The organism is Mesorhizobium sp. M1E.F.Ca.ET.041.01.1.1 (genome assembly GCF_003997355.1).
Lineage (GTDB): Bacteria > Pseudomonadota > Alphaproteobacteria > Rhizobiales > Rhizobiaceae > Mesorhizobium.
This window is the reverse complement of record NZ_RZSL01001010.1, coordinates 1-1335: the sequence shown is the minus strand read 5'-3', so window position 1 is coordinate 1335 and position 1335 is coordinate 1. Positions and strand designations below refer to the sequence as shown.

Here is a 1335-nt window from a genome sequence, read left to right as displayed (position 1 = left end):
CCGGGACAGAGCCCGCCGCAGAGATTGGCGTAGAGCCGGTGTCGGAAGAGCAGCCTCAAACCGAGACTGTCGAAGAAGCCGTAACCGCGACAGAGCCGATGGCGGCTGAGGCTCCCACCTCCCCCTCGATGGGGGAGGTCGCGGCGCGAAGCGACGCGGGTGGGGGTGAAAGCGCCGGCGATGCAGATAGTGCTGACGGCGCCGGCGCTCCCCCCGCCCCGGCGCTGCGCGCCGACCCTCCCCACGAGGGGGAGGGTAGCGCCGCCGCCGGCGAAGCCTCCGCCGAGCAGGAAGAACCGAAGCCGATCCTGCTGTGGCGGCAGGCGCGCTTCGATCATCAGCGCCCGCGTCATCGCCACGACAACCGCCGGGATAATCGCCCGCGCGGCCAGGCGGGCGCCGCAGCCGGCCAGCCCGGCGATCGGCCGGCGCATGAGGGCCGCCGCGACCAACGCGACGGCGCCGGCAAGCCGCGCTTCGACCGCTCGAAGTTCAAGCCGCGGCCGGAAACCGGCGATCGGCGCGAAACCGGCGAGAAGCGGGACGGCAGGCCGCAGGGCGAGCGTCCCGACCGCCGCGAGGGCCGACCGGACTGGAAAGGCGACAGGCAGGGCGGTAAGGGCAACGCCGGCAAGCCTGCCTTCCAGAGCAAGCCGCGCGAGGAGCGCCCGCAGCGCTTCGACCCGGATTCCCCTTTCGCCAAGCTCGCCGCCTTGCGCGACCAGCTTAAGAAATAGCCTCGGCCGATTCCGATGGTTGGAGAAGGCCGCCAGCGCATCGACAAATGGCTGTTCTTCTCGCGAGCGGTGAAATCGCGGTCGCTGGCGGCCAAGCTCGTCGTTGCCGGACGGGTCCGCATCAATCGCGACAAAGCAGCGCAGGCCTCGGATCTGGTCAAGGCCGGCGATGTGCTGACCATTACGCTCGACCGCCGTATCATGGTCTGGAAAGTCCTCAACCCCGGAACCCGGCGTGGCCCGGCCGAGGAAGCGCGCCTACTTTACGAGGACATGTCTCCGCTCCCGACACCGAAGGGCGAGGCCGTTCCCGACGCCATTCCGGCTTTGCGCGAGGCCGGCAGCGGCCGCCCGACCAAGCGGGAACGCCGGCAAACCGACCGCCTGCTCGGCGAGGACTGAAGACACAACCGAACCTCGTCGCGGCAAACGGCCGGAATTCTGTTCCGCGACGCCGGCTGAGGCAGCAAGCCCTGCCCTTGCAAGCGACGGGCAAAGGCGTTACCTCACCAAAAAAGCCCAGCAAATACGGGACGTCCCGGAGCCTGCGATGACCTATGTCGTGACCGACAATTGCATAAAATGCAAATACATGGAC

At 68.5% G+C, this 1335-nt stretch carries 1 protein-coding gene and 1 pseudogene; both read left to right on the top strand.

All coding sequences use genetic code 11. The annotated features are described in order from the left end of the window. Positions 1 to 737 (top strand): annotated as a pseudogene (locus tag EOA38_RS40795) (helicase); the annotation flags it as partial. Between the two features lie 15 nt (positions 738 to 752). Beyond that, positions 753 to 1139: an RNA-binding S4 domain-containing protein gene (locus tag EOA38_RS36860; protein WP_127301524.1), complete on the top strand. Its 387-nt coding sequence runs from the start codon at positions 753 to 755 to the stop codon at positions 1137 to 1139. Positions 1140 to 1335: the final 196 nt, after the last annotated feature.